The sequence below is a fragment of the Clostridium homopropionicum DSM 5847 genome, assembly GCF_001263795.1.
Taxonomy (GTDB): Bacteria; Bacillota; Clostridia; order Clostridiales; family Clostridiaceae; genus Clostridium_H; species Clostridium_H homopropionicum.
In genome coordinates this window covers 1-24,153 of record NZ_LHUR01000022.1, presented here as the reverse complement: position 1 = coordinate 24,153, position 24,153 = coordinate 1, and the positions used below count along the sequence as shown (strand labels likewise).

The following is a 24,153-nucleotide window of genomic DNA, read 5'->3' as shown; positions in this document are numbered from 1 at the left end:
TATATGTATGTACCGAAAATAGAAAGGCGGTATGGAAAATGCAGATTAACTATAATGTTACTGGTTCAAAAAGAAAAGAACTGGTCAGTGCAATAAGCCAGGCACTGAATGCTTCGGCAAAGTACCTCGGAGCCCCTACATTCGCATATGAGGTGGCAGACTACTGTATTGATAAAAATGGGGTGCTCAATGGACCAGATAATTATGAACTGGTTGAGGACCTATTGGGGTTGCACGACTTAAAGGCAATTGAGGAAGAATACGATACACCACTTCCCCAAGCAGAATTAGAGGATACTATCGGACTGATTATTCAAATGCCAAGGACAGATTTTACCGATACGGCACTTGAGAACTTAAAAGGATTGGTAGAAAGTAAAGCAGTCCTTATAAAGAAGGCGCTAGGGGCGGATTCCATTCCAATCAATGTAAGCGACGAATTAATTACCTTCCCTTGGTTTCAAGGTGAATGCTCTGCAGAAGAAGTTAAGACTTACACCCATTTCGTCACGGCACTTTGCGAAATGGCAAAAAAACAGACCCGCGTCAACTCCACCGAAAAACCTGTGGAGAATGAAAAGTACGCTTTCCGTTGTTTCCTTCTAAGGCTTGGATTTATTGGCTCGGAATATAAGATGGAGCGAAAGATTCTCCTCTCAAAACTGTCGGGCAGTTCTGCTTTCAAAAGTGGAACAGCCAAGCATGAGGAGGTGAGTGAATAATGAATATAATTCACCCAGAAATGCTAAAGCAGCTAAAAAGCTATTATACTCCAGGAACAAGGGTTATGCTCTTGAAGATGAATGACCCTTATACCAAGCTTCAGCCTGGAGCTAAAGGTACGGTTACTGGTGTTGATGACATGGGAACCATCCACGTAAGTTGGGATTCCGGTAGTTCTCTTGGAGTGGCTTTTGGCGAAGATTTATGTAAGAAAATCGATGAATAAATCACACACATTCTAAGCCAAAGATGGCAATAGAATTGTGTGTTTATATCGGATAATTCACTTGCTATATAAGCCTTTTAGAGTGATATATGTACATGTCGTAAGGACAAATACACTTTAGAAGGAGCAAGAAATATGCTAAGCACAAAATTTGGGATTGAAATTGAGTTCACAGGGATCACAAGAGAAAAAGCAGCAAAGGTTGCAACAGAATTTTTGCAAGGCACTTATGCTGAAGGTGGAACCTACTACGATACTAAAAAGGTAACAGCACCAGATGGGAGGGTTTGGAAGTTTATGAGTGACGGGAGTATCAACTGCCAAAGAAAAGAAGGCGGAAGAAAAGTAGCCGCAGGCAGAGAGTACAGCGTCGAGCTTGTCAGTCCCATCCTTACCTACCGAGAGGACATTGAAACATTACAGGAGCTAGTGAGAAAGCTTCGCAAGGCCGGTGCCTTTGCAAATACATCTTGCGGCATTCACATTCACCTAGACGGTGCGGATCATACACCGAGAAGTATTCGAAACTTCGTAAATATCATCGCAAGCAAGAATGACCTTTTTTATAAAGCACTTCAGATTGCACCAGAGCGAATGCGGTATTGTAAGAATATGGACAGCATTTTAGTTGAGAAGATGAACCGCAAAAAGCCTAAGACAATGAGACAAATCGAGGACATTTGGTACGAGGGTTACAGCGAGAGCAGAGGTACTCATTATCACAACAGCCGCTACCATTTCCTCAATCTTCACAGCTTTTTTACTGGAAACCATACAGTTGAGCTTAGAGGATTTAACAGCGAGCTTCATGCTGGAAAAATAAGAAGTTATATTGTTCTAGCACTCGCCATCAACCACCAAGCCTTAACACAAAAGTGTGCATCGGCAAAGAAACCACAGGTGGAGAACGAGAAATTTGCCATGAGAACTTATTTAAACCGGATTGGTTTCATAGGTGATGAGTTTACAAACTGCAGAGAACATTTGACCGCAGCACTTTCGGGTTCAGCTGCATGGCGGTTTCGGGCGGCCTGAGCTGCCCCTAACCCCTAAAGCTTAGAAGGAGGATTATAATGAATAGTAAATTATATCTTGCCTATGGCTCCAATCTTAATCTGGAGCAAATGGCCAACAGGTGCCCCACAGCCAAGGTGGTAGGCACAAGTAAAATAAATGATTATCGCTTGTTATTTAGAGGGGCACACGCGGGCGCTGTTGCGACCATTGAGCCATTAAAGGGTCAAAGTGTACCAGTATTGGTGTGGGAAATCACACCGGCTGATGAGGCGGCTCTTGACCGCTACGAAGGATGGCCGTTCCTTTATCGCAAGGAAACTGTAAAAGTGAAATTAAGCGGCAAAACCGTAAAGGCGATGGTCTACATTATGAACGATGGGAGACCTATTGGTCAGCCAAGCTGTTATTATTACAGTACAATTTTAGAAGGCTATAAAAGTGCGGGCTTCGATGTGGATATCCTGCGCAAAGCTACAACTGATTCCACCGAATCGGAGGAGGTAGCCTATGAATGAAGTAATTAAGGAACAAATCCTATCCATTCGAGAAAGCGGAGTCACAAACATGTTTGATGTGAACAGAGTACAGTATGAAGCAAATGAACGAGGGTTCTATGAATTGGTAGTCTATTTAATTGACCATAAAGCAAAACACACTCACTTCATACTGACCGGAGAAGTAGATGAAACGAAATAATTAAATATAAGCAGGATAAAGGAAAAGAGTCTCTTCAAATGTTTAGGCTCTTTTCCTTATCTATTTTCATAAAAGGGGCGGTGTTTATGCGAAAACTGAAGAAATATAAGCCGACCGCCTTTATAGCTGATGGATCATATTACGATAAGGATGCTGCTGATTATGCCGTGTCTTTTATTGAAGCACTCTCCCATACGAAAGGTTCATGGGCAGGAAAGCCTTTTGAACTCATCGACTGGCAGGAGCAAATAGTCCGTGACTTGTTTGGTACTTTAAAACCTAATGGATACCGACAGTTCAACACGGCATACGTAGAAATACCTAAAAAGATGGGAAAAAGTGAGCTTGCGGCGGCTATCGCACTTCTCCTCACTTGCGGTGATGGTGAAGAGCGAGCAGAGGTATATGGTTGTGCTGCCGATCGTCAGCAGGCATCCATTGTATTTGAAGTAGCAGCCGATATGGTGCGAATGTGCCCGGCGCTCAATAAACGTGTCAAGCTACTGGCGTCAACTAAGCGACTAGTGTACCTACCAACCAACAGCTTCTATCAGGTATTGTCGGCGGAAGCCTACTCTAAGCACGGCTTCAACATACATGGTGTTGTTTTCGACGAACTCCATACTCAGCCAAACCGGAAACTATTTGATGTCATGACGAAGGGATCTGGTGACGCGAGGATGCAGCCATTATATTTTCTTATCACCACGGCAGGGACAGATACCCAGAGCATCTGCTACGAAACACACCAAAAAGCGCTTGATATCATTGAGGGTAGAAAGTATGATCCTACCTTTTATCCTGTAATCTACGGTGCAAAGGAAGAGGATGACTGGACAGACCCGAAGGTGTGGAAGAAGGCAAATCCAAGCTTGGGAATCACAGTGGGCATCGACAAGGTAAAAGCCGCTTGCGAAAGTGCAAAACAGAACCCAGCTGAAGAGAACAGCTTTCGTCAATTGCGTCTGAATCAGTGGGTAAAGCAGTCTGTCCGTTGGATGCCGATGGCAAGGTGGGATGCCTGCGCATTTCCTGTTATACCAGAAAGTCTTGAAGGTCGTGTATGTTACGGTGGACTTGATTTATCCTCCACTACAGACATTACGGCCTTTGTGTTGGTGTTCCCACCAGAGGATGAAACGGATAAATACATCGTCCTCCCATATTTTTGGATGCCGGAGGACAACATCGACCTGCGAGTCAGACGAGACCATGTACAATATGATCTTTGGGAGAAGCAAGGGCATCTTCTAACCACAGAAGGAAACGTAGTACATTACGGCTATATTGAGCGGTTTATTGAAGAACTGGGAGAAAAGTATAACATTCGAGAGATCGCTTTTGACCGCTGGGGTGCTGTTCAAATGGTGCAGAACCTTGAAGGATTAGGCTTTACTGTAGTTCCCTTCGGTCAAGGCTTTAAAGATATGTCACCACCTACCAAGGAACTGATGAAACTGACGTTAGAAGAGAGAATTGCGCATGGGGGTCATCCAGTGCTTCGGTGGATGATGGATAACATTTATATAAAAACTGACCCGGCGGGCAACGTGAAGCCGGATAAGGAAAAAAGTACAGAAAAAATAGATGGTGCGGTGGCAACTATTATGGCACTTGATCGTGCAATCCGGTGTGGCTCTGGTAATGGCGGAGATTCGGTGTATGACGAGAGAGGTTTGCTTATCCTTTAACCTCAATGATTGTAATAAAAATGTTGTTATTTTTTATGTTCGGAGGTGACGCCTATGAATTTATTAAAAGGAATGTTTCGCTCAAGAGACAAACCGCAAAACCGTGTGGGTAGTGCATTTTCATTCTTATTTGGCGGAACGTCATCAGGTAAAGCGGTAAATGAGCGTACTGCCATGCAGGCAACGGCAGTGTATGCCTGTGTAAGGATACTGGCTGAAGCAATAGCAGGGCTGCCACTTCATGTATATAGATATCGTTCTGATGGAGGAAAAGAAAGGGTACCTTTCCACCCGTTGTATTACCTTCTTCATGATGAACCAAATCCAGAGATGACTTCATTCGTGTTCAGAGAAACACTGATGAGTCATCTTTTGCTTTGGGGTAATGCCTATGCACAAGTGGTTCGAAACGGACGAGGGCAGGCAGTTGCCCTTTATCCTCTGCTCCCCAACAAGATGGAAGTTAGTCGAGCATCAAATGGCGAGCTGGTTTATACCTACTATCGTGATACTGATGAAAGTGGTCTAAACCCCAAAGGTGGCTATGTCACACTCCGTAAGGATGAAGTTCTGCACATACCTGGATTAGGTTTTGATGGACTCATCGGCTATAGTCCTATCGCTATGGCAAAAAACGCTATCGGTATGTCGCTTGCTACTGAGGAATATGGAGCGGCATTCTTTGCCAATGGTGCTAATCCCGGAGGAGTGCTAGAACACCCGGGAGTAATCAAAGATATTCAGAGGGTGAAGGATAGTTGGAATAGTGCTTACCAAGGTACTGGCAATGCTCACAAAATTGCCGTGCTAGAAGAGGGCATGAAGTTTCAAGCCATCGGTATCCCGCCGGAACAGGCGCAGTTTCTGGAAACACGGAAGTTTCAAATCAATGAGATTGCAAGGATTTTCCGAGTGCCGCCACATATGGTGGGTGATCTTGAGAAATCCAGTTTCTCAAATATTGAGCAGCAGTCTTTGGAGTTTGTAAAATACACCCTCGACCCTTGGGTGGTGCGCTGGGAACAAAGTCTTCAGCAATCACTTATTTTACCTTCCGAGAAAACAGCACTGTTTATCAAGTTCAATTTAGACGGTCTGCTACGTGGCGATTACCAAAGCCGTATGAATGGCTACGCTACAGGTCGGCAGAATGGCTGGATGTCAGCCAACGATATCCGTGAACTGGAGGACATGAACCGTATTCCAGCTGAGGATGGCGGTGATTTATATTTGGTTAACGGAAATATGACAAAACTGGCTGACGCAGGTGCGTTTGCCAAAACCGAAGGAGGTCAGTAAATGAAGAAATTCTGGAACTGGGTGCGAGATTCTAATGAAGAGCGCACCCTTTATCTTAACGGAGTAATATCAGACGAAACATGGTGGGGAGATGAGGTTACACCTAAGATGTTCAAAGATGAACTGGTGGCAGGCACCGGCAATATCACAGTGTGGATTAATTCTCCTGGTGGTGATGTGTTTGCAGCAGCTCAGATTTACAACATGCTAATGGAGTATACCGGAAAAGTCACTGTAAAAATCGATGGACTTGCGGCAAGTGCAGCATCCGTTATTGCAATGGCAGGTGGAGATGTATATATGTCCCCGGTTTCCATGCTGATGATTCATAACCCGTCAACGATTGCTATAGGCGACAGTGAGGAAATGCTGCGAGCAAAGGCTCTGCTAGATGAGGTCAAGGAAAGTATCATTAATGCCTATGAGTTGAAGTCGGGTCTTTCTCGAACTAAGCTCTCACATCTGATGGATGCAGAGACATGGATGAATGCGAATAAAGCCATTGAACTTGGTTTTGCAGATAAGATCATGTTCATGGAGAGCGAGCCGCCTGATTTGTCAGATAGTCTTATTTTTAGCAGGATGGCAGTTACCAACTCACTTATAAGCAAACTGCCAAAACAACAACTGAAAACTGGTACACCAATAGAGTCGCTTGATAAGCGGCTTTCTTTAATTTCTCACTAAATTTAAAGGAGGAAATAACAATGAGTAAAATTCTTGAGTTGCGCGAGAAACGCGCTAAGGCATGGGATGCGGCAAAGGCATTTCTTGATTCTAAACGTGGCGGTGATGGACTGTTATCCGCTGAGGACACTACAACCTATGAAAAGATGGAAGCCGATGTTGTGGCTCTTGGTAAGGAAATTGAGCGTCTGGAACGTCAAGCATCTATTGACCTGGAACTGTCGAAAGCAACCAGTAACCCAATTACTAATGAACCTACAAGAAAGGGAGAGGAAAAGACCGGTCGTGCAAGTGCTGAATATAGAAAAGCCTTCTGGAATGCTATGCGTGACAAGGGTGGCTATGAAGTCAGAAATGCTCTGCAAATCGGTACCGACTCTGAGGGCGGATATCTTGTACCGGATGAATTTGAGCGTACCCTGGTGGAAGCATTAGAGGAAGAGAACATCTTTCGTAGACTTGCTAATGTTATCACAACCTCTTCCGGTGATCGTAAAATCCCCGTTGTTGCAAGCAAAGGAACTGCAAGCTGGGTAGATGAAGAAGGAGTCATTCCTGAGAGTGACGATAGCTTCGGGCAAGTATCTATTGGTGCCTATAAACTAGCAACGATGATTAAAGTCTCCGAGGAACTGCTAAACGATTCTGTGTTTAATCTTGAAAGCTATATTACAAGGGAATTCTCACGTCGTATCGGCAACAAGGAGGAGGAAGCATTCTTTGTGGGTGATGGTACAGGTAAGCCTACAGGAATCCTAAATGCTACTGGCGGTGGTCAAGTCGGCATTACTACAGCAAGCGCCACTGCCATAACACTGGATGAGGTTTTAGATTTGTTTTACAGTCTGAAAGCACCTTATCGTAATAAGGCGGCATTTGTAATGAACGATGCCACTATTAAGGCTATCCGTAAGTTGAAAGACGGCAATGGGCAGTATCTCTGGCAGCCATCCATCCAGGCAGGCACACCTGATACTATACTCAACCGCCCGCTGTACACCTCGTCATATGTACCCACCATTGCAGCAGGGGCAAAGACCATGGTGTTCGGTGACTTTAGCTATTACTGGGTGGCTGACCGTCAGGGAAGAGTATTCAAGCGTTTAAATGAACTCTTTGCCGCTACTGGACAGGTAGGTTTCATTGCTACCCAACGTGTGGACGGAAAGCTTATTCTGCCAGAGGCTGTTAAAGTGCTCCAGCAAAAAGCTTAATGGAGGTGCGATATGAGTTATAACACGAAGAACTACATGGAACAGGGCGGCGAGAAGTTGGTAATAGGTGGAACGATGGAAATCTTATCGGGAGCTTCAGTAACAGGGCTCCCGGTTGCTGAAAACCAGGCGGACAGTACTGCTACAGATATCGCCGGTCTGGTCGCAGACTTTAATGCCCTGCTTTCCAAATTAAAAGCGGCGGGACTTATGGAGGCTGATTAAGGTGGAATATAAAAGGAGGCTCACAGTATGGCAGTAGCAGATAATCTCTTGCCGAAAGTCAAGGCGAACTTAATCTTAACGCATGACCAGGACGATGTTCTCCTTATCGGATTCATCAACGCTGCAGTTTCATATGCACAGAGTTATCAGCATGTTCCTGAAGATCATTATGAAACCCATGCCATGCCTCCTACAACAGAACAAGCAGTGATCATGTTGTCGAGTCATTTCTATGAAAGTAGGGATGGCTCGACAGCAGGTTTCTTCGCTGATAGCGTACAGGCAGGTCAGCAAGTTTGGAATACTGTGAACTTACTACTTCGTCTTGACCGAGAGTGGGGTGTTTGATATGAGCTTCGGTAAGATGAATACCTTTATTGATATCATCAGCACAATTCCAATCAAGGATGAGGAAGGTTTCGCGACAAAGGGAGATAACATACTTGCTAGTGTACGTGCCTATAAAGAAGACCGGCATGGCAGTGAGCGATGGACCAATATGGCGTCATTTTCTTCTGCATCTTCACTGTTTAGGTTTAGGAAAATCTCTGGACTTAATGTCACAACGGAAATGATCATAGTTTGCGAAGATGGCAGGTATCAGATTTTAAGTGTAGAGGATGTAAGAGGTCGTGGAATGTATGTTGAGGTTTTAACGGAAAAGCTGGAGCCAACTGTGAGGTGATGGATATGGCAAAAGCCAATATGAAGATGCCAGAGGAATTCCTATTGAAGGTATCCCGGTTAGCTGATCAGACTGATGTTATTCTCCCTAAGGTATTGGAAGTTGGTGGGTCAGTGGTGTTGGATAAAGTCAAAGGGAATCTGAGTGATGTGGTCGGTAAGAATACGAAATATCCCTCCAGAAGTACAGGCGAGCTATTATCTTCACTGGGTCTTTCGGATGCAAAACAGGATAGAGACGGTAACTTTAATGTGAAAGTAGGTTTCTCAGAACCACGTTCTGATGGTGAGAGCAATGCTAAAATTGCTACTATCATTGAATATGGCAAGCATGGTCAGCCTGCAAAACCTTTTCTGAAACCTGCGAGAACTGCCTCCAGAAAGCCTTGCATCAACGCGATGGTCGCCAAGTTGGAGGAGGAGATCGACAAGATATGAATATTTTGGAGGAACTAAATACTCTCATAACTGCTATACCGATCCCCGTGGAAACCGGGGTTTTTTCTGGTTTAGCGCCGGATGAGTATGTTGTGATAATCCCGCTTTCAGACATCTTTGAAGTCCATGCGGATAACCGTCCCGGCTTTGATGTACAAGAAGCACGGCTATCGCTGTTTTCAAAGAATAACTACTTAGAAAGGAAAAGACAGATCACAACAGCTTTATTAAATGCTGATTTCACAGTGACTGAACGTCGATATATCGGACACGAGGATGATACTGGATATCACCATTATGCCATTGATGTGGCGAAAAATTATGGATTGGAGGAATAACATATGGCAACTATCGGTCTTGATAGACTGTACTATTCAAAAATAACCGAGGACGCTAACGGCGAGGAAACCTACGCTGTACCTGCGGTACTTGCAAAAGCCATCACTGCCGAACTCTCGGTAGAGCTAGTAGAAGCGATTCTGTATGCTGATGATGGTGCCGCCGAGGTAGTGAAAGACTTTAATAGCGGTACACTTACCCTCGGTATGGACGACATTGGCCCTACAGTGGCAGCGGATTTAACTGGTGCCTCTACTGATGATAACGGGGTATTGATTTCCGCAAGTGAGAATGTGAGTACACCTGTTGCAGTGGGATTTCGTGCACAGAAGGCAAACGGAACATACAGATATTTCTGGCTATACCGCGTAAAGTTCGGTCTGCCTGAAACCAACCTGCAGACTAAGGCGGATTCTATTACCTTTTCCACACCTACTATTGAGGGAACGGTTATGCGCAGGAATAAGCTGGATGGCTTGGGCAAGCACCCGTGGAAAGCGGAGGTCACAGAAGGTGATCCAGGTGTTTCATCGACCACCATCACCGGTTGGTTTACCCAAGTTTACGAACCGGTCTATACACCGGAACCATAGGAGGGGAAAAGATGGATAATGAGAGAAGTGCCACTATTAACATCGGCGGTAAAGATTTTGAACTGATACTCACTACAAGAGCCACTAAAGCGATTGCAAATCGGTACGGGGGACTTGAAAATCTCGGAGAAAAATTGATGAAATCAGAAAACTTCGAGATGGCACTGGACGAAATTGTATGGTTGATAACACTGCTTGCAAACCAGTCCATCTTGATTCGTAACCTGAAAAATAAGAACACACCTGAGGAGCTGCTTACCGAGGAAGAAGTGGAGCTTCTTACCTCACCGCTTGACTTGGCGGCGTATAAAAGTGCAATTACTGATGCAATGTTCAAAGGTACGAATCGCAACGTGGAAAGTGAGGAAGAAAATCCAAAAAACGTGGAAGTCGGGTAACGGACGCTGAAGTCTTTACCCGGCTTCTTTACTATGGAACAGTTCAGATGGGCATGAATGCAGAGGAATTCTGGCTTATGCCAATCGGACTGTTTTTTGATTTATGGGCCTGCCACAAGCAGTGGCATGGCATTGAAAAGCCAAAGAAGATTCGAACGATTGATGATATTATCCCACCGGGTATTTAGGAGGAGGTGAAGGTATGGCAGATAATTTTGGGTTAAAAATTGGCGTTGAGGGCGAGCGTGAGTTTAAGAAGGCTCTTTCCGAAATCAATCAAACATTTAAGGTACTTGGTAGTGAAATGGCCCTTGTGACCAGTCAGTTTGATAGAAACGATAAATCCATCCAGTCGGTTACTGCCCGTAATGCGGTTCTGAATAAAGAAATTGACGCACAAAAAGACAAGATTGCCACCCTTAGGGCTGCTCTTGATAATGCCGCCTCCTCTTTCGGTGAAAATGACCGACGTACTCAGAATTGGCAGATTCAGCTAAATAGAGCTCAGGCAGAACTCAATGGTATGGAACAAGAGCTTGAGGAGTCCACAATTGAAGCGGATAATCTCGGTGAAGAATTAGATGATTCCGGCAAAAGTGCAGAAGATACTGGCGGTAAGTTTGAAAAGCTTGGCGGTGTACTTAAGGGCATCGGTGTAGCAATGGGGGCGGTTGTAGTTGCAGCTGGAGCCGCTGCTATAAAGCTAGGTAAAGAGGTAGTTACGCAGTTCGGAGAGTTGGAACAAAATCTGGGTGGCTCTGAAGCGGTTTTCGGTGCATATGCTGCATCCATTCAGAAAACCGGTGAGGAAGCCTATAAAAATCTGGGGGTATCCCAAAGTGAGTATCTTGCGACCGCCAACAAAATGGGTGCATTGTTCCAAGGCTCGGGTATCGAACAGCGTAAAAGTCTTGAATTGACCGAAAAAGCGATGCAACGTGCTGCAGACATGGCCTCCGTTATGGGAATAGATATGTCCTCTGCATTGGAGGCTGTCACAGGTGCGGCAAAAGGTAATTTCACGATGATGGATAACTTGGGTGTTGCGATGAACGCCACAAACATCGAAGCTTACGCTCTCGCAAAGGGGCTGGATTTCACTTGGAATACTGCAACACAAGCGGAAAAAGCCGAAGTTGCAATGCAGATGTTTTTTGAGAACACGGAGCAGTACGCGGGAAATTTTGCAAGAGAGTCAACTCAGACAATTTCCGGTTCTATTGGATTGTTACAGGCTGCACTTGGTTCTTTTACAGCTGGACTCGGCAATGCCAATGCTGACATGACCAATCTGACGGAAAATCTTGTGGATGCTTTTCGTTCAGTCGTTGAAAACATTGTTCCTGTTTTGGAAAACATCGTAACCGCACTCCCACCTGCGTTCGATGCTATATTAACTGCAGTGGGCGACCTGCTTCCCCTGTTGCTGGAAACTGTCACGGGCCTGTTCACCCAGGTGTTGGAGACACTCCTAAACCTATTACCTGAACTAATTCCAGCGGCAGTGGATGCTGTAATGACGATTGTTGGAGCATTGATTGATAATCTTCCGTTGCTCATAAATGCGGCAATAGAACTGGTAACCGCACTTGTGGAGGGTATTGGAATAGCTTTACCCCAGCTCATACCTGCAGCAGTTTCTGCAGTCACTCAGATTGTCAAAGGGTTGATTGATAACCTACCTTTGATTCTGGATGCAGCTTTACAGTTGATTATTGGATTGGCGGAAGGATTAGTGGAAGCAATACCTCAGCTTGTTTCTGCATTGCCTGCCATCATCGAAGCAGTGGTGGATTTTTTAATAGAATCTATTCCACAGATCATTGATGCGGGCATTCAATTATTGACTTCATTGGTTACAGCGTTGCCAACTATTATTACAGCAGTTGTTGAGGCAATTCCGCAAATTATCGACAGTATCATTAGTGCAGTCATTGGGTCGATTCCCATGATTATTGATGCAGGAATCCGGCTTTTGATATCGCTGATACAAGCACTTCCACAGATTATTACTACTGTTGTAGGTGCGATTCCAAAGATTATTACCTCAGTGGTAAACGCTATTGTAGGAAATATCGATAAGATTATTTTGGCAGGTGTTCAGCTGTTTGTGGCATTGATTGCAAACCTTCCAAGGATAATCGTGGAGATTGTTAAGGCAGTTCCACAAATCATCTCAGGACTGGTTAGAGCTTTTACCGGGTATATAAGCCAAATGTCTCAAGTGGGCGGTAATCTGATTAGAGGATTGTGGAAGGGTATTTCGGACGCAGGCGCATGGCTATGGAGTAAAATCTCTGGATTTTTCGGAAATGTTGTATCGAAGATTAAGGACTTCTTCGGTATCCGTTCCCCTTCAACTCTATTTGCAGGAATTGGCCAGAATATGGGCGAAGGCATCGGTGTTGGTTTTGAGGACGCAATGTCAACAGTTACTAGGGATATGCAAAATGCAGTACCAACAAGTTTTGATTGGAATTACAGAGGTTTATCCGGGCAAGGCGGAGCCACCGGTACAAGTATTACTCAGAATATCTCGGTGGTGTCACCTAAGGCTTTATCAGAAAAAGAAATAGCACGGGAGTTTAAAAATCTGTCCCGTAAACTAGCACTTGAATTATAAAGGAGGTACGGCCATGGAACTAACCTATATTAATGCAGATGGAGAGAGTATTACTCTCAGACAAAGCCGTCCGTACTTTCTTACTAAGATAGACGGGACTGGGAACATACGACAAACCGTTAACACTTTTAAGGCGCCTGACCAAGACGGCGCTTTTTATATCTCATCTACACTAGATATGCGAAACATCACGCTAGAAGGTACGGTTGTTGCTGGTACTCCTGACGAGGCCTATGTGCGGAGACAGCGCTTCCTTCAGATATTTAGTCCAAAGCTACTTGGGACGCTTCAGTATCGAGGGCGACAGATTTCCTGTGTGGTTGAGGAGGCAGGGTTTGCCGTTTCCAATCGGCAACGGGTACCCAATTTCTTTGTCAGCCTACTCTGCCCATCACCTTTCTTTGAGACCTTGGAGGAGGTGAGAGAGGAACTGGCGTCATGGATACCACTGTTAGAGTTTGAACTGGAGATACCAACGAGTGGTATGGAATTTGGAATGCGTCAGCCAAGCCAGATCATTACCGTGGAAAATATCGGTGATGTATCCTGTGGATGTGAAATTGTATTTCGAGCGCTAGGTACAGTAACGAACCCGGAACTCTTAAACATAGACACCGGTGAATTCATCCGGCTTCTCACGACGATGAATGCAGGGGATGAGCTTCGAGTATATACCCATTTCGCTGGCAAACGTGTAGTCAGAGTTGATGGAATGACCCAAACTAACGCTTTTTCACTGTTAGACACCAATTCTGTGTTCTTTCAGCTTGCAGCAGGTATTAACACACTTCGCTACGATGCTTCAGTCAATATGGATCTGCTGGAGGTTAGCATTTACTTTCGTCCACAATTTCTGGGGGTGTAACCATGGAACTGTATATCTACAATTCAAATAGAGAGCTTGAGGGCATCGTGGAATCTTTTGAGTATCTGCGATGGACGAGGCGATACTCACAGTGCGGCTCCTTTGAGATAAAAGCCATAGCCACACAAGAGAATGCGGATCTCCTTAAAGAGGGTAATATCATTTGGAAGAACGACGATGAGGAAGCCGGTATCATTGAGCACCTGGAACTATCCCAAACCGAGCAGGAATTTATCACTGCAAGTGGCCGCTTTGTCACGTCCCTTCTTGCAAGGCGTATTGTATGGCAAACGGAGATACTGTCAGGCGACCTGTCTGCCTGTGTAGAGCAGCTCATAAATAATAATCTCATCAATCCCTCTGATACAGCAAGAAAGATCACTGATATATCCTTTTCATCTCCAAACCTGAGTGTGCCCATCAGTACACAGGTATCATACCGGAACTTGATGGATGTGGTGACGGACCTATGCGGGGTTTCAGATGTTGGTATCAAGACCATGTTTACTCCTGCGTCAGGGGTTTTTACGGTAACGTTGTATATGGGCACTGAGTCACAAGCGGTATTCTCCAAGGGGTATGAGAATTTAATTGAACAAATTTATACAATAAGCGCTGCTGACTATGCCAATACCGCGCTCGTCGGCGGCGAAGGCGAAGGTGCAGATCGGACATTTGTTGCCATTACAAGTGGTTCTGGAGAGACACGGCACGAAATCTTTGTGGATGCCAAAGACCTGCGTGAGGACGATTTCGGAGCAGACTACATCGACACACTGATTTTTCGGGGTCAAAGTAAGCTAAGCGAGCAGGCAATACGTTATTCCTTCGATACATCAGTTAATCCCCACGGCAATTTAACATACAAGACAGACTTCGACCTTGGTCAGACCGTTAAAGTCATTTCCAAGGAATGGGGTATATCCATGACAACACGCATCACTGAAGTCGAAGAAACCTATGATGCAGACGGTCAGAGTATCAGTGTAGTGTTTGGAAAAGCTGAGTTAACAATAGCACAGAAAATTCGCTCCGATATGAGTGAGGTTAAAACGGCAATTTATGCTCCGACCGGTATTTCTGAGGTGACGGAGGCGCTAGGAAATGTGACAGAAGCTCTTGGTGACTTAAATGAGGTAGACCCTAAAATTCAAGGAGATAGCGTAACCGATACCATAAATAATCTGTTTGGAAAACTTCCCGCGCTTGAAATAAATGTTGGAGCGGGTACTATATCTATCGGTCAATATGCCTTACACAATATGATGCCGGGAGAGGCTTTTTACTTTACCTCATGGAGTGGGAACAAGTTTAGTGATCAACCAAGTGACGATGGTCATGTGTTTCTGATAAAGCACAGTGGGGACAACACGGGAAGTGGATATCAGCGAGCGATGGGATTTTTTATTTCACGCAACACCATGACGTTTTATGTGATTTCTGTTTTCGTATTCAACAATCCATCTGGTCAAGCGAACTGGCTGAATATCAATAATGAACCTATAACTACAGCAAGACTTGCAAATGGAGCAGTCACTGGTACGAAGATTGCAGACCGTACGATTACAGCTGTCAAAATGGCGTCCTCATTTACCGATTACTCAACAACAGAGCAAAACACAGGGCGGCTATGGGTAGATGGGAAGACCATTTATCGGAAACAAATAAATCTTGGTTCCCTCCCGAACGCGACCCCGGGAAGCGTAGCCCACGGTATAGCAAACCTCAATACTGTTGTCAGCTTAACTGGCTTTGCAACGAATGGGACTGTTTTTCTGCCATTACCACTTGCAAGGTACAACAACTTTGCATCACAAATAGGTCTCTACGCAGATAAAACCAATATCGTTGTTGAACCAGGTAATGACAGGACAGCATTTACTGGCTACGTAATTATGGAATACACGAAAACCGTCTAAAAGGAGGAATTGGTCTATGGAGAAAAGCGGATTTTTTAACTCATCCGATGGAGATAGAGTCTATGGAGCAACGGACTTTGCAGCATATTTCGGAAGCCTTGTCTCGAATGGTGTATTTTACGCTACATCAACTAATCTTCAAGTGTCACCTGGGATTGGATTGGCGGTGAGCATTGCCGCGGGCAGTGCATGGATTAATGGATATAGGTATGAAAATACAGATGAATTAAACATACCTCTTACTACGGCAAATGGAAGCAATCCTCGGATTGACCGAGTTGTCATTCGTTTAAGCCAGATCACCAGGAGCATTCAGCTTGCAGTTGTTACCGGGACTCCCACAGCAACACCGGTAGCGCCAGAATTGACAAGAACAAGTGATATCTATGAACTGGGCATTGCTGATGTTCTAGTACCGGCGGCAGCAACATCGATATCAACAAATAACATTACGGATACCCGATTGAATACCAGTCTATGTGGGTTGGTAAATTCGTTGGTTTCAGCGGTTTATGAGTGAGGTGAGTTTCTATGGCAACATATCAGGCTATAAATGCATGTACATGGCGTAATGGGAGCTGGATTGCAGGTGTTACCGATTATGTAAGACAAGGGGTTTATACTGCAGCCAACAATTATGAGAATGTGGGGGCTATGTTGTTTGACCTCACTAGCATTCGGAATACCTATGCGAACTATTACCCAACCTCTGCCAGTATTCATCTTGTAAGAATAGCAGCGGGTGACTGGGGTTCTGCAAGAACCATGACGTTATACGCTGGAAATGCATATGGTATGCCAGCGCCAAGTTCAAGCACGAGTGTATCTGGGAGCAGACCGACGAAGGTTACCTCTGGATATAGCTACACTGTTTCCGCTGGGCAAGGTGCAAAGGATATAGCCATTTCCACTGTACTTATAGATTCCATCGGGAGCGGTGCGAGCAATTGTCTATTCATGGATGCGGGTTCAAGCACTTTGAACTACATGGGCTTTGGTGCTAGGGATGATCTAAGCCAGATTGTTCTAACTATCAATTGGGCAAGCCGAACAACTGCCTGCAGTCCACCGACATCCTGTTCGGTGAGTGCAACACTCTCGGAAGGCAACGTCACATTGTCATGGAGCGGTGCATCAGGTGGTATAAATAACACTATTTCATCTTATGAAATTCAGTATAGCGAATCAGCAGATAACGTTACATGGGGCGCATGGATAGCACTGACCACAGTGACTACCACGGCTACCAGTGGCAGTTTGTCAGTAGCACCATCCTCAACGCGGGGTAATTATCGCAGATTTCAGGTAAGGACAAGAGGAACAGCAGGAGCAAGCTATTACTCAGGCTGGAAGATATCCTCAAACTCTGTTAGACGAAACACGGTCCCAAGTCCGCCAACCACTGCAATGGCTACTCCTGTAAATTATAGCGATGAAACAATCACGTTGAATTGGAGTGGAGCCTCTGGAGGCACGAGTGCAATTAAGGGATATCAGATTGCCAGTCGGACATCTACAGATAATAATACATGGAGTCCGTGGAATGTACTGACAACATTGAATTTGTCGGCCAGTAGTGGTAGCTACAATCCAAATGTATCAAGAGTTCCAGGAACTTATACTCAGTTTGGTATCTGGACGATAGACACTCTGGATGTCTACTCTTCCGAGAAAATCAGTAATAGTATCTATTGTGACATTACGGCTTGCGGACCTCCAACTGCTTGCTCAGTAAGTGCAGCTTTAGCTGAAGGAAACGTCACTCTTTCATGGAGTGGTGCTTCTGGTGGTGCGGGTAATGCCATCACATCCTATGAGATACAATATAGTGACTCGGCAGATAACAGTGCATGGGGAGCGTGGACAGCACTGACTGTAGCATTTACTTCTGCGACAAGTGGAAGCGTAACTGTGAGTCCACCGAGTACGCGCGGTTATTATCGTCGGTTCAGAGTGAGAACGCGAGGTACGGCTGGAGAGAGCTATTACTCAGACTGGACCATATCTAGTAACACAGTCCGTAAAAATACACTGCCGATACCACCGACTTCCTTTACAGCGGCTCCTCCAATATATGAAGTCAACACAATAACCCTTACGTGGAGCGGAACGACACCCGGAACCAGTGCCATTAAGCAGTATGTCATCCAACAGGCTACCTCGATTGACGGTATAAACTGGTCGGCATATGAAGCACTGACTACTATTATTTCAAGTGCTACTTCAGGCACCCATGAAGTGTATGCCTCACAGATACCCGGAATGTATACCCGTTATCGAATCAGTGTAACAGATGCACTTGATGCAGTTTCAAGCTATGTAGTTAGTAATACGGTAAAGAAAAACAGTCCGCCTGCTGCTCCAATAATTGCCTACCCAATGACTGGTAACTCTGCTTATAACACCACACCACGTTTCATGATCACAACAGGTGTAGAGCCAGACGGTCAGACACAGATAGTGGAGGTGAAGATTGATTCAGGGGTATGGCATAATAGTGTAGACAATCCTGAGAGGTTTTCTACAAGCGGACATCTTGGTAATGGTGTTAAGACAGTTTATCAAGCAGAATCACTTACTGTAGGAAATCATACTATTACCTTTCGGTGCCTTGACAGCGATATTGAGTCGGCAAGCACGGAGGTTGTCCGTTCCTTTACGATACTACAACTACCTTTTGAAACAATTACTGCAAATGTGACGCATGTAAAAGCAACACATATTCAGACGATTCGAAACGCTGTAAACATGGCTCGTAAATACTACAACCTATCTCCTGTGACTTGGAGAGAGGAGATCATTGCAGGAAAAACCACTATTAAGAATTGGCCGTTCCACATCACTGAAATCCGTAAAGCTATTGACACTATTATAGGGGTAGTTAATGGTTTTGATTCTTCTGCCACATTTGACATACCAGCTTTTACATGGCTACCCATCGGATCAGGAAGGCCAAAGGCGGATGTGATGGAACAGATTCAAGACCTCATTCTGGTGTTATAAGTTTGATACTACAATTCAGCGCTCTTGTGACTTGCAGGGGCGCTTTTCTATATACAAATTTAATGTAACGGAGGTGTTTTTAATGAAAGAGATATGGAATTGGATACAGTTGACCTTTGTGGCTATAGGCGGATTTCTTGGCTGGTTCCTTGGTGGCTATGACGGGTTTCTATATGCACTGGTAGCTTTTGTTGCTATAGATTATCTGACAGGAGTGCTCTGTGCAATTGCAGATAAAAAGCTGTGTAGCGAAATCGGGGCAAAAGGTATCTTCAAAAAGGTACTTATCTTTGTGATGGTAGGTATTGCTCATATTCTTGATACACAAATTCTGGGCAGTAGCGGAGATAGTGGTGGTGCCTTGCGCACAGCAGTAATTTTCTTCTACCTAAGTAATGAGGGTGTATCCATTTTGGAGAATGCCGGGCATATTGGACTTCCTATACCAGAAAAATTAAAGGCGGTTCTAGAGCAGCTACATGGGCGCGATGAAGAACCCCGTAAGCCAGGTGACGGACTATGATTGACTTAACGAAAACAGTAACGGTATTCATCGGCCGAAGAGGTGAACACTACTATAGGAATATTGAATTTGATGTATCCAGCTTACTGGAAGATAAATATCCAAGTGCCTCCTTAAATGCAGTTTACCTAAGACCTGATGGAATTGCCTATCCGGTTGTCACGAACTACGCAGATGGAGTCCTTATTTGGTCACCCAGTGCAACGGACACATCTGTTGTTGGTGTCGGTCGTCTGGAAATAAGGGTTACTTATGGAGAAGTGGTTGGAAAAAGCGTTCAAATATTAACCATCGTTGAGGATGCACTTGTTGACGGAATTGTTGAACCACCTGAACCACCCGCTCAGGAATGGCTCAATCAAGTACTTTCTGCCTTAGCTGAACTAGATATTCATGAAACAAATAATCTGCTAAATCTCACTTATAACCTATTAAATAATAACTATGATCTGCTAAATACTACACACAATTTGGTAGAGGAAACGCGTGACCATTTATACACGCGGATTGGGGTTCTCCTTAATCATATGCATCCGATAGAAACAGCTACAGCACCGGATATGATAAGTCGAAGAGCATCCATAACTTTTACCGGTATAGCGAATGGCAACAACGTAGTAATCGGTACAGTGACATATACTTTCGTTACAGCTTTAGGAAGTCCGACTGCAAATAATGTTCAGATATTGATTCAAGACACTCTCCGAAATACAGTAAAGAAATTTGCTGAAGCCATAAGAGGTATTCAAGACGATGCGAACATTGCCTATGGCACAGGTACAGATCCTAATCCGACTTGTACGGCCTACTGGACGAGTCAAAGATTTTCTATTGGAGAAGTTTCTGTAGCTGCAGGTGAGAGCTTATTTGTATTGGAAAGAGCGGAAAATGAGACAGCTCCAATACCTTTTACTTCTACTGCAACTGCAACTATCAATCCATTCACAAGGATAAGCTACCTGAGATATATCATGTCGGGCAACGTTTCAGGTCCAACCGGTGTCAATAGTGTACGTGGTCATTTTCACACGGTTTTACCCATAAATAGTGTGGTTATTGGAGGACAGGGTGGATTGCTTTATCCCGCGACTTATGACTGTCATTTGTTAACCCTTTGTCGTCAATCAGATACAAGTGAGAAAGAACTTGACTTATATATATCCAATGACGAAGAGACTTTCACCAGGATAGCACGGAGTACACCTGTTGGGGCGGATAGTACTAACGCAGCTCAACATATTCATATTCAAATGCGTCAGGGCAGAGTACCCGCTGGTTATGGACTGTATATCTGTATGGGAAGTGACGGCACATCGACGAATGCATACTGTGACCTGAAGTTTACCTATCATCTATATCCAGCCACTCTAGCTACAAACCAAATCTTATAATCTATGAGGTGATCGATATGAACCTGCAAAAACTTATATTAATAAACAATGCCTGCTTCAAAGCAGGTAAAACTATAACACCGAAGGGCATCATGGTGCATTCTACTGGCGCCAATAACCCTAATCTCAAAAGGTATGTTGGTCCAGACGATGGTTTACTGGGGATGAACCAATACAACAACCATTGGAATCAGGAAAGACCCGGAGGTCGACAAGTTTGTGTTCATGCCTTTATTGGTAAACTAGCAGATGGCTCCATTGCCACCTATCAAACATTACCCTGGAATCACCGAGGTTGGCATGCCGGAGGAGATGCAAACAATACGCATATAGGATTTGAAATCTGCGAGGACGGTTTGACCGATGCCTCGTATTTTTCTGCTGTTTATAAGGAAGCTATAGAGCTTTGTGTATATCTTTGTAAACTCTATGGCTTTAGTCAGCAAGACATCATCTGCCATAGCGAAGGTCACAAACTAGGCATCGCAAGTAACCATGCGGATGTTATGCACTGGTTTCCCAAGCACGGTAAGTCGATGGATACCTTTAGAACTGATGTAAAGAAACAATTGGAGGCAGAAAAGAGCCAAAATCCTGTAACACCACAAACTAAGCTATATCGTGTGCAAATCGGTGCTTTCTCTGTAAAAGCCAATGCTGAAGCACAGCTTGCAAAGGCAAAAGCTTCTGGATTTAAGGATGCTTTTATTAAATATGAATAATAAATATAAATTGCCTGTGGGGGTTTGCTCCTGCAGGCTCTTTTTTTATGCTCTGATTCAAATTAATTTTTACAAATCCTCAACTTCGACCTGTTCCCGCGGCTATTAGGTAGGAGGTGGCTTTATGAATCAGAACGAGTATAGAAAAGTTACAAAGATTACGGAAGAAATCACAGAAAAAAGAATCGAATCTAAAAGTGTGTCACTTGAGCAGCTACAGCGTGAGTTTGATTATATCCAGGCAGAAAAATTACTGAATAAGATGCTTGAAAAAGGCTTGATTTCGGAGGCTGAATTCAACAAAATAACCGCATTAAATCGGCAAACTTTCTCACCACTCTTGGCAGAGTTAATGCCCTAAAAACGTTGATATATAAGGACTTTAGAGGTAATATGTGACCTACCAAGAAGGAGGTGAGAGGATGAAAAAGATAACGAAAATAGAGAGCAACAAGACCAATTCCTTTATTAAGCCAAAGTTACGAGTAGCTGCTTACTGCCGTGTTTCTACAGACAGCGATGAACAGCTTGTCAGCTTGCAAGCACAAAAGACCCATTATGAGACCTACATAAAGGCAAACCCGGAATGGGAATATGTAGGGTTGTATTATGATGAAGGCATCAGCGGCACTAAAAAGGAAAAACGCTCTGAACTGCTTAGGATGATATCGGATTGTGAAAATAAGAAAATAGACTTAATCATTACAAAGTCCATCAGTAGATTTGCGAGAAATACAACAGACTGTCTGGAGATGGTTCGCAAACTGGTAGACATTGGTGTTTTCATTTACTTCGAGAAGGAAAACATAAATACCCAATCAATGGAAAGTGAGTTGATGCTCTCCATTCTGAGTGGACTTGCGGAAAGTGAGTCAATTTCCATTTCGGAAAATAACAAGTGGGCAATTCAAAGACGATTCCAGAACGGAACTTTCAAGATTTCATATCCACCATTCGGTTATGAAAACATTGACGGACAGATGATTGTAAACCCCAAGCAGGCAGAAATTGTGAAGTATATTTTTGAAGAGGCATTATCGGGCAAGGGCACACAGAAAATTGCAGATGACCTTAATCATAAAGGTATCCCATCAAAAAAAGGCGGTCGTTGGACGGCTACAACAATTCGGGGCATTCTTGCCAACGAAAAATATACTGGTGATGTTATTTTGCAAAAGACCTATACCGATAGCCGTTTTAACAGGCGCACCAATTATGGTGAGAAAAACATGTATTTGGTAGAAAACCACCATGAGGCAATTATCACCCATGAAGATTTTGAAGCAGTAGATGCAGTTATCAATCAGAGAGCAAAAGAAAAAGGTATCGTAAAGCGTACAAGTAAATATTTAAATCGATATCCTTTTTCAGGCAAAATCATCTGCTCCGAATGTGGTAGTACCTTTAAAAGGCGGATTCATTCATCCGGAGCAAGAAAATATATCGCTTGGTGTTGCAGTAAGCACATAAGGCAGATAACGGAATGTTCCATGCAGTTTATTCGAGATGATGATATAAAAACAGCTTTTGTTACGATGATGAATAAACTGGTTTTCGGTCAAAAGTTCATAATAAGACCGCTGTTGGATGGATTGCGTAAACAAAACAGTCCAGAGAGCTTTCGGAGGATTGAAGAATTGGAAGCTAAGATTGAAAGTAACTCGGAGCAGAGTCAGATGTTGACGGGGTTAATGACCAAAGGATACTTAGAACCTGCTCTATTCAATAAAGAAAAGAATTCACTAGCGGCAGAAGGTGCAAGGCTTCTAGCCGAAAAGGAGCAGCTCACTCATTCGACAAACGACAATCTTGCAAAAGTAGAGGAAGTCAACCGTCTGCTTAAGTTTGTTGCTAAATCAAAAATGCTCACAGCTTATAAGGATGAGTTGTTTGAAAATTATGTGGAGAAGATTATTGTTTATTCACGAGAGGAGATTGGATTTGAATTAAAGTGTGGAATTACACTGAGGGAAAGGTTGGTGAATTAGATGGGGCATACACCCTACGGATATAGAATTGAAAACGGAAAGGCTATAGTGGATGAAATGACAGCAGAGCAAGTAAGAAAGTTATATGCAGGATACTTGGAGGGTCTTTCTTTGAAGGAGGCTGCTAAAGAAGCTGAGATAAACTGTTATCACGCCACTGCAGGAAGAATGCTACAAGACAAGCACTACCTTGGCGATGAATTCTACCCTCCGATTATTGATGAGGAAACCTTCGAAAAGGCCATGATTGAAAAACAAAAACGAGCTAAAAAGCTCGGAAGGGTATGGGAGACAAGGGATAAGCCAGTGGTGGATTATAAAGTAAAGTTCAAAGTAAAACCCATGGAGCAGAAATACGATAACCCATACAAGCAAGCAGAATATGCTTACAGTCTGATAGAAAGTGAGGTGTAACATGTGGCGGTAAGTAAAAATGTTACGGTAATTCCGGCAATTAGGCGAGTCGGATACATTAATAATAGTGAAAGCAAACCCAAAACACGAGTAGCTGCTTACTGCCGTGTTTCAACGGATAGTGATGAGCAGGCTTCAAGTTATGAGGTGCAGATTGCTCATTACACAGATTTTATAAAAAAGAATTCGGAGTGGGAATTTGCAGGTATCTTTGCAGATGACGGTATCACAGGAACCAATACAAAAAAACGTGAAGAATTTAATCGTATGATTGAAGAGTGTATGGCAGGAAATATAGATATGATCATTACAAAGTCCATCAGCCGATTTGCAAGGAACACTTTGGACTGTGTGCGTCCGTAAGGACATAAAAATATCGCCCCACAGGGGTTATAGACTGGAGAGTTGTCTATATGGTTACTTGACTGACCTTTGAGGGAAACCAAATATAAGGGAACACAGCACGTCAAGAAAG

At 43.9% G+C, this 24,153-nt stretch carries 27 protein-coding genes and 1 pseudogene; all 28 read left to right on the top strand.

All coding sequences use genetic code 11. From position 1 onward, the window contains the following. The first annotated feature begins 38 nt into the window (after window positions 1-38). The gene (locus tag CLHOM_RS08170; protein WP_052221212.1) at window positions 39-722 is read left to right on the top strand and encodes a hypothetical protein; all 684 of its coding nucleotides are present in this window, start codon (window positions 39-41) and stop codon (window positions 720-722) included. Beyond that, window positions 722-949, top strand: a complete 228-nt coding sequence (locus CLHOM_RS08165; RefSeq protein WP_052221211.1) for a DUF4314 domain-containing protein — start codon at window positions 722-724, stop codon at window positions 947-949. The genes CLHOM_RS08170 and CLHOM_RS08165 overlap by 1 nt, the downstream gene beginning before the upstream one ends. A gap of 135 nt (window positions 950-1,084) precedes the next feature. Next, a complete protein-coding gene (locus tag CLHOM_RS08160) occupies window positions 1,085-1,984 on the top strand; it encodes an amidoligase family protein (protein WP_052221210.1) in 900 nt (299 codons plus the stop codon). A gap of 38 nt (window positions 1,985-2,022) precedes the next feature. Continuing rightward, the gene (locus CLHOM_RS08155; protein ID WP_052221209.1) at window positions 2,023-2,481 is read left to right on the top strand and encodes a gamma-glutamylcyclotransferase family protein; all 459 of its coding nucleotides are present in this window, start codon (window positions 2,023-2,025) and stop codon (window positions 2,479-2,481) included. Next, window positions 2,474-2,662, top strand: coding sequence for a DUF5049 domain-containing protein (locus CLHOM_RS08150; protein WP_052221208.1), 189 nt, complete (start codon window positions 2,474-2,476; stop codon window positions 2,660-2,662). Before CLHOM_RS08155 ends, CLHOM_RS08150 begins: the two co-directional genes overlap by 8 nt. An 86-nt stretch (window positions 2,663-2,748) precedes the next feature. After that, entirely contained in the window at window positions 2,749-4,353 is a 1,605-nt protein-coding gene (locus tag CLHOM_RS08145; protein WP_052221207.1) for a terminase large subunit, read from the top strand. A 54-nt stretch (window positions 4,354-4,407) separates the two neighbouring features. Then, on the top strand, window positions 4,408-5,652 hold the full coding sequence (locus CLHOM_RS08140) for a phage portal protein (RefSeq protein ID WP_052221206.1): 1,245 nt from the start codon (window positions 4,408-4,410) through the stop codon (window positions 5,650-5,652). Further along, complete coding sequence (locus CLHOM_RS08135) at window positions 5,653-6,339, top strand: head maturation protease, ClpP-related (protein WP_052221205.1); 687 nt, start codon at window positions 5,653-5,655, stop codon at window positions 6,337-6,339. Window positions 6,340-6,359: 20 nt separating this feature from the next. Continuing rightward, complete coding sequence (locus CLHOM_RS08130) at window positions 6,360-7,553, top strand: phage major capsid protein (RefSeq protein WP_052221204.1); 1,194 nt, start codon at window positions 6,360-6,362, stop codon at window positions 7,551-7,553. Between the two features lie 12 nt (window positions 7,554-7,565). Then, a complete protein-coding gene (locus CLHOM_RS08125) occupies window positions 7,566-7,778 on the top strand; it encodes a head fiber protein (protein ID WP_052221203.1) in 213 nt (70 codons plus the stop codon). A 27-nt stretch (window positions 7,779-7,805) separates the two neighbouring features. Then, the gene (locus CLHOM_RS08120) at window positions 7,806-8,126 is read left to right on the top strand and encodes a head-tail connector protein (RefSeq protein ID WP_052221202.1); all 321 of its coding nucleotides are present in this window, start codon (window positions 7,806-7,808) and stop codon (window positions 8,124-8,126) included. A 1-nt stretch (window position 8,127) separates the two neighbouring features. Next, a complete protein-coding gene (locus CLHOM_RS08115; RefSeq protein ID WP_052221201.1) occupies window positions 8,128-8,463 on the top strand; it encodes a head-tail adaptor protein in 336 nt (111 codons plus the stop codon). Window positions 8,464-8,468: 5 nt separating this feature from the next. Next, entirely contained in the window at window positions 8,469-8,900 is a 432-nt protein-coding gene (locus tag CLHOM_RS08110) for an HK97 gp10 family phage protein (RefSeq protein ID WP_052221583.1), read from the top strand. Further along, window positions 8,897-9,238 (top strand): hypothetical protein, encoded by a 342-nt coding sequence (locus CLHOM_RS08105; RefSeq protein WP_052221200.1) that lies wholly within the window; start codon window positions 8,897-8,899, stop codon window positions 9,236-9,238. The genes CLHOM_RS08110 and CLHOM_RS08105 overlap by 4 nt, the downstream gene beginning before the upstream one ends. A 3-nt stretch (window positions 9,239-9,241) precedes the next feature. Continuing rightward, entirely contained in the window at window positions 9,242-9,832 is a 591-nt protein-coding gene (locus tag CLHOM_RS08100; RefSeq protein WP_052221199.1) for a major tail protein, read from the top strand. Between the two features lie 11 nt (window positions 9,833-9,843). After that, window positions 9,844-10,230: a hypothetical protein gene (locus CLHOM_RS08095; protein ID WP_052221198.1), complete on the top strand. Its 387-nt coding sequence runs from the start codon at window positions 9,844-9,846 to the stop codon at window positions 10,228-10,230. 202 nt (window positions 10,231-10,432) lie between these two features. After that, a complete protein-coding gene (locus tag CLHOM_RS08090) occupies window positions 10,433-12,853 on the top strand; it encodes a phage tail protein (RefSeq protein WP_052221197.1) in 2,421 nt (806 codons plus the stop codon). Window positions 12,854-12,866: 13 nt separating this feature from the next. Beyond that, the gene (locus CLHOM_RS08085; RefSeq protein WP_052221196.1) at window positions 12,867-13,718 is read left to right on the top strand and encodes a phage tail family protein; all 852 of its coding nucleotides are present in this window, start codon (window positions 12,867-12,869) and stop codon (window positions 13,716-13,718) included. A 2-nt stretch (window positions 13,719-13,720) separates the two neighbouring features. Continuing rightward, complete coding sequence (locus CLHOM_RS08080; protein ID WP_052221195.1) at window positions 13,721-15,637, top strand: siphovirus ReqiPepy6 Gp37-like family protein; 1,917 nt, start codon at window positions 13,721-13,723, stop codon at window positions 15,635-15,637. A 16-nt stretch (window positions 15,638-15,653) separates the two neighbouring features. After that, window positions 15,654-16,157 (top strand): hypothetical protein, encoded by a 504-nt coding sequence (locus CLHOM_RS08075; RefSeq protein WP_052221194.1) that lies wholly within the window; start codon window positions 15,654-15,656, stop codon window positions 16,155-16,157. Window positions 16,158-16,168: 11 nt separating this feature from the next. Further along, complete coding sequence (locus tag CLHOM_RS08070; protein ID WP_052221193.1) at window positions 16,169-18,640, top strand: phage tail protein; 2,472 nt, start codon at window positions 16,169-16,171, stop codon at window positions 18,638-18,640. Between the two features lie 82 nt (window positions 18,641-18,722). After that, window positions 18,723-19,163: a phage holin family protein gene (locus tag CLHOM_RS08065; protein ID WP_052221192.1), complete on the top strand. Its 441-nt coding sequence runs from the start codon at window positions 18,723-18,725 to the stop codon at window positions 19,161-19,163. Further along, window positions 19,160-20,554, top strand: a complete 1,395-nt coding sequence (locus CLHOM_RS08060) for a hypothetical protein (RefSeq protein WP_052221191.1) — start codon at window positions 19,160-19,162, stop codon at window positions 20,552-20,554. Before CLHOM_RS08065 ends, CLHOM_RS08060 begins: the two co-directional genes overlap by 4 nt. A 17-nt stretch (window positions 20,555-20,571) precedes the next feature. Beyond that, the gene (locus CLHOM_RS08055) at window positions 20,572-21,276 is read left to right on the top strand and encodes an N-acetylmuramoyl-L-alanine amidase (RefSeq protein ID WP_052221190.1); all 705 of its coding nucleotides are present in this window, start codon (window positions 20,572-20,574) and stop codon (window positions 21,274-21,276) included. 124 nt (window positions 21,277-21,400) lie between these two features. Continuing rightward, a complete protein-coding gene (locus CLHOM_RS08050; RefSeq protein ID WP_052221189.1) occupies window positions 21,401-21,637 on the top strand; it encodes an SHOCT domain-containing protein in 237 nt (78 codons plus the stop codon). Between the two features lie 61 nt (window positions 21,638-21,698). Then, window positions 21,699-23,264: a recombinase family protein gene (locus tag CLHOM_RS08045; RefSeq protein ID WP_052221188.1), complete on the top strand. Its 1,566-nt coding sequence runs from the start codon at window positions 21,699-21,701 to the stop codon at window positions 23,262-23,264. Beyond that, window positions 23,265-23,678: a recombinase family protein gene (locus tag CLHOM_RS08040; protein ID WP_052221187.1), complete on the top strand. Its 414-nt coding sequence runs from the start codon at window positions 23,265-23,267 to the stop codon at window positions 23,676-23,678. A gap of 3 nt (window positions 23,679-23,681) precedes the next feature. Then, a pseudogene (locus CLHOM_RS08035) lies at window positions 23,682-24,035 on the top strand (recombinase family protein); the annotation flags it as partial. Window positions 24,036-24,153: the final 118 nt, after the last annotated feature.

Bases quoted from the DNA above. Each gene is read 5' to 3' on its own strand.
- CLHOM_RS08130 (WP_052221204.1), top strand. From the start codon at position 6,360: ATGAGTAAAATTCTTGAGTTGCGCGAGAAACGCGCTAAGGCATGGGAT.
- CLHOM_RS08125 (WP_052221203.1), top strand. From the start codon at position 7,566: ATGAGTTATAACACGAAGAACTACATGGAACAGGGCGGCGAGAAGTTG.
- CLHOM_RS08100 (WP_052221199.1), top strand. From the start codon at position 9,242: ATGGCAACTATCGGTCTTGATAGACTGTACTATTCAAAAATAACCGAG.
- CLHOM_RS08170 (WP_052221212.1), top strand. From the start codon at position 39: ATGCAGATTAACTATAATGTTACTGGTTCAAAAAGAAAAGAACTGGTC.
- CLHOM_RS08080 (WP_052221195.1), top strand. From the start codon at position 13,721: ATGGAACTGTATATCTACAATTCAAATAGAGAGCTTGAGGGCATCGTG.
- CLHOM_RS08050 (WP_052221189.1), top strand. From the start codon at position 21,401: ATGAATCAGAACGAGTATAGAAAAGTTACAAAGATTACGGAAGAAATC.
- CLHOM_RS08150 (WP_052221208.1), top strand. From the start codon at position 2,474: ATGAATGAAGTAATTAAGGAACAAATCCTATCCATTCGAGAAAGCGGA.
- CLHOM_RS08060 (WP_052221191.1), top strand. From the start codon at position 19,160: ATGATTGACTTAACGAAAACAGTAACGGTATTCATCGGCCGAAGAGGT.
- CLHOM_RS08040 (WP_052221187.1), top strand. From the start codon at position 23,265: ATGGGGCATACACCCTACGGATATAGAATTGAAAACGGAAAGGCTATA.
- CLHOM_RS08090 (WP_052221197.1), top strand. From the start codon at position 10,433: ATGGCAGATAATTTTGGGTTAAAAATTGGCGTTGAGGGCGAGCGTGAG.
- CLHOM_RS08140 (WP_052221206.1), top strand. From the start codon at position 4,408: ATGAATTTATTAAAAGGAATGTTTCGCTCAAGAGACAAACCGCAAAAC.
- CLHOM_RS08120 (WP_052221202.1), top strand. From the start codon at position 7,806: ATGGCAGTAGCAGATAATCTCTTGCCGAAAGTCAAGGCGAACTTAATC.
- CLHOM_RS08135 (WP_052221205.1), top strand. From the start codon at position 5,653: ATGAAGAAATTCTGGAACTGGGTGCGAGATTCTAATGAAGAGCGCACC.
- CLHOM_RS08075 (WP_052221194.1), top strand. From the start codon at position 15,654: ATGGAGAAAAGCGGATTTTTTAACTCATCCGATGGAGATAGAGTCTAT.
- CLHOM_RS08110 (WP_052221583.1), top strand. From the start codon at position 8,469: ATGGCAAAAGCCAATATGAAGATGCCAGAGGAATTCCTATTGAAGGTA.
- CLHOM_RS08055 (WP_052221190.1), top strand. From the start codon at position 20,572: ATGAACCTGCAAAAACTTATATTAATAAACAATGCCTGCTTCAAAGCA.
- CLHOM_RS08065 (WP_052221192.1), top strand. From the start codon at position 18,723: ATGAAAGAGATATGGAATTGGATACAGTTGACCTTTGTGGCTATAGGC.
- CLHOM_RS08095 (WP_052221198.1), top strand. From the start codon at position 9,844: ATGGATAATGAGAGAAGTGCCACTATTAACATCGGCGGTAAAGATTTT.
- CLHOM_RS08115 (WP_052221201.1), top strand. From the start codon at position 8,128: ATGAGCTTCGGTAAGATGAATACCTTTATTGATATCATCAGCACAATT.
- CLHOM_RS08165 (WP_052221211.1), top strand. From the start codon at position 722: ATGAATATAATTCACCCAGAAATGCTAAAGCAGCTAAAAAGCTATTAT.
- CLHOM_RS08045 (WP_052221188.1), top strand. From the start codon at position 21,699: ATGAAAAAGATAACGAAAATAGAGAGCAACAAGACCAATTCCTTTATT.
- CLHOM_RS08155 (WP_052221209.1), top strand. From the start codon at position 2,023: ATGAATAGTAAATTATATCTTGCCTATGGCTCCAATCTTAATCTGGAG.
- CLHOM_RS08070 (WP_052221193.1), top strand. From the start codon at position 16,169: ATGGCAACATATCAGGCTATAAATGCATGTACATGGCGTAATGGGAGC.
- CLHOM_RS08085 (WP_052221196.1), top strand. From the start codon at position 12,867: ATGGAACTAACCTATATTAATGCAGATGGAGAGAGTATTACTCTCAGA.
- CLHOM_RS08145 (WP_052221207.1), top strand. From the start codon at position 2,749: ATGCGAAAACTGAAGAAATATAAGCCGACCGCCTTTATAGCTGATGGA.
- CLHOM_RS08160 (WP_052221210.1), top strand. From the start codon at position 1,085: ATGCTAAGCACAAAATTTGGGATTGAAATTGAGTTCACAGGGATCACA.
- CLHOM_RS08105 (WP_052221200.1), top strand. From the start codon at position 8,897: ATGAATATTTTGGAGGAACTAAATACTCTCATAACTGCTATACCGATC.